The 3,078-nt window shown below is 72.6% G+C and carries 2 protein-coding genes and 1 pseudogene; all 3 read right to left on the reverse strand.

What is annotated here, in order from left to right:
• Positions 1-188, reverse strand: a pseudogene (locus APM_RS11570) (iron ABC transporter substrate-binding protein); the annotation flags it as partial.
• Complete coding sequence (locus tag APM_RS11575; protein WP_007423564.1) at positions 188-1,561, reverse strand: tetratricopeptide repeat protein; 1,374 nt, start codon at positions 1,559-1,561, stop codon at positions 188-190. The gene APM_RS11575 and the pseudogene APM_RS11570, both read right to left, overlap by 1 nt.
• On the reverse strand, positions 1,558-3,078 hold a 1,521-nt coding region (locus APM_RS11580; RefSeq protein ID WP_007423565.1), incomplete at its 5' end, for a sulfotransferase. The genes APM_RS11575 and APM_RS11580, both read right to left, overlap by 4 nt.

Genomic DNA, 3,078 nt, shown 5'->3' on the forward strand with positions numbered 1-3,078 from the left:
TCGATCCGGTCGGCGAGGCCGGTCGGCGGCGGGCGGCGCACGCGCACGGCGATCCCGGTCTTCGCGGTGAAGGCGCGGGCGACGGCGGGCGCATAATCAAGCCGCGAATACAGCGTGAGCGATGCGGCATGCGCGGCGAAGGGCATGCCGAACAGGCAGGCGAGAACAAGCGAAGCGAGACGGCGCATCAGAGACTCCCGGCAACCCGTTCGACGACGCCGGACCAGTCGGAGGGGCGCTCCTGGCGGAACAGGCGCAGCGACGGGTACCAGGGCGTGTCCTCGCGGTCCAGCAGCCAGCGCCAGTCGGGCGCATAGGGCAGGATGATCGAGGTCGGCACGCCCGAGGCGCCGGCCAGATGAGCGACGGAGGTGTCGATCGTCACCAGCCGGTCGAGGCATTGCAGGATCGCCAGCGTATCGGTGAAATCGAAGATCGACGGCCCGAGATTGACCAGCGGCGCCGGGCCGAAATACCCGCCCACCTCGTCGATCCGGTCGCCTTTCTGCACGGTGACGATCGCGATGTCCGGCCGCGCGAACAGCGGCGCGAAACGCTCCAGCCGCACCGTGCGCTTGCGGTCGTTCTTGTGGGTCGGCCGCCCGGCCCAGACCAGGCCGATGCGCTTCAGCCCCGGCGGCACCAGCGCGGCGAGGCGCTGGCGCCACGCCTCCACCTTGCGCGGATCGGCCCGCAGATAGGGGATGTCCGCCGGAATCGTCGCGATCGTCGTGCCGGCGAGGCGCGGCAGCCCGGAGAGCGGCATGAAGGCGTCATACTCGCCGGCGGCGGCCCAGCTGTTCGCGAACCGGCCCACCTCGGGGAACTGCCGCAGCAGCGGCATGAGATCACCGCCACAGGCGATCACCGGCTTCGGCGCGCGCGCCGCGACCCAGGGGATATAGCGGCCGAACTGGATGCAGTCCCCGAAGCCCTGGTCGGCGACCAGCAGCAGCCGCCCCTCCGGCATCGGGCTGCCGTCCCATTGCGGCTTGTCGGTCTTCGGCAGCATGCCGTCGGCCTGCTTCAGCTTGAAGCGCCATTCGTAGCTCTCCCAGCCTTCCGTCAGCCTTCCGCCGATCAGCAGCAGCTCGGCGCGCTCGAAATGCGCCTCGGCGAAATCAGGTGAAAGCGCGATGGCGCGGTCGGCCGCCTCGATGCCCGCGTCCAGCTCGTGGCGCTCGTAGCGGATCAGGGCGAGATTGAAATGCGCGGCGCGCTCCTCCGGCGCGAGTTCGACGGCGCGCAACGCCATCGCCAGCGCGTCGTCGAGCCGCCCGGCGCCGCGATAGATCTCGCAGGCGTTGCGCGGATAGATCGCGACCTCCGGCGCCAGGACGAGGGATTTCTCGATCCGCTCGATCGCGCGCGGGATGTTGCCGCGCCGGTAGGCGACGATCCCCGAGAGATGTAGGATGTGCGGATGCCCGGGCGAGGCGGCGACCGCGCGCTCGGCGAGCGATTCGGCGTCCTCCAGCCTGCCGTCCCGTTCGAGCGCGGTGATCTCGGCCAGCACCTCGCCGACCGTGATCTTCGCCGTCGGTTGCGGCGCGGCGCTCATGCCGTGCCCTCCGGTGTCGCGGCATAGCCGAGGCGCTCGATCCAGGGGGCGAGAACCGGCATCGCCTCGCCGAAGACGTCGCCGAAGCGGCGGTGGCGGAACACACCCCGGCGATGCGGCGGCTCCAGCTCGGCGCGATAGGCCGGAACGCGCGGGACGGCGCGCGGCGGGGTGGCGATCATCGCGGCGGGGTCGGCGGCCAGGCCGATGAAGTCGAGCACGCGGCGCAGCGTCGCCTCCGTGTCGGTGACGAGATCCTCGTAGCGGACGGGCAGGTAGCGCATGGTGGTCTGTCCGCGGACATGGGCGATGGCGTTCATCTGCGCGTCGTAGAGCCGGGCGAGGCTGGCCAGCGTCACGCCGGCATTACCCTCGTAAAGCCGGTCCTGCGCGAAGCCGGACAGTACCACGTCGAGGGGGTGGCGCAGCACATGGATCACCGGCGCCCCCGGGAACAGCGTGTTGGCGAGGCCGAGCAGCCAGGGCAGTTCGGGATGGCGGTCGGTCACGAACCGCGCCTGCGGCCCGACAATGCCGGCGGCGCGGATCAGGGCGACATAGCGGCTGGCGAGAATGGCCGGAATGTCCTGCGCCTCGCCGGCCACCGTGCCCTCGAGGGCGGCCGGAAAGTCGAGCGTCGGCCCGCCAAACCCCTCGACCAGCCTGGGCAGCAGCCGCCCGAGGCCGGGCAGCGGCGCGCGGTTGTCCGCGGGGTCGATCTCCGCCGCCTGGGCCAGCAGGTGCTCGAGCAGGGACGATCCGGAGCGCGGCGCGCCGAGCAGGAAGACCGGCACCGGCGCGTTCGCCACTGGCGCTGGCCGCGGCAGCCCTGCCAGACGGTCGGCCCTGAACGTTTCGCGGATGCCGGCGAGCCGGGCCTCGATCGGCGCGGGATCGAACCGGCGGCGGGCGCGTTCGCGCTGGAAGTCGCGGCCGGCAAGATAGGCGGCCCAGGCCTCGTCGTGGCGGCCGAGGCGTTCCAGCGCGCGGCCGCGCATCGCCAGTTCGGTGGTGAGCAGCGGTTGCGGCGCGATTGCCGCCTCGGTGGCGGCGATGCGGTCGAGCGCGGCCTCGGCATCGCCCGCACGCAGCCGGGACAGCGCGATCAGGGCCGCGACCATGCGGTCGCCCGGGGCGGCGGCGGACGTCCCGGCTTCGGCCAGCAGCGCTTCCGCCGCGTCGAAACGGCCGCGCCCGGCCTCGACCTGCGCCAGCCCGGCCAGAGCGCGCACCGGCCGGGCAGGGCCGGACAACGCCTGCCCGTAGACCGCCGCCGCCTCGTCGAGCCGGCCCTGCTGGCGCAGATTCCAGGCGAGATTGCCAAGCAGCGTTCGGTTCGGCGCCTCGATCTGGCCTCGGCCATGCGGTAATGCCGCTCGCCGGAGGTCGGGCGGCCGGTTTCGGTCTGGATCATGCCGAGCAGGTGATGCACCGACGGGTCGCGCGGGGCGAGCAGCAGTGCGCGTCGCGCCGGCGCCTCGGCCTCGGCGTGGCGGCCCTGCCCGATCAGGAGCTGG

This window comes from Acidiphilium sp. PM (assembly GCF_000219295.1).
Classification (GTDB): Bacteria; Pseudomonadota; Alphaproteobacteria; order Acetobacterales; family Acetobacteraceae; genus Acidiphilium; species Acidiphilium multivorum.

What these genes read in the sequence shown, in the direction of transcription:
- APM_RS11575 (WP_007423564.1), bottom strand. Translation starts at nt 1,561, where the DNA reads ATGAGCGCCGCGCCGCAACCGACGGCGAAGATCACGGTCGGCGAGGTG.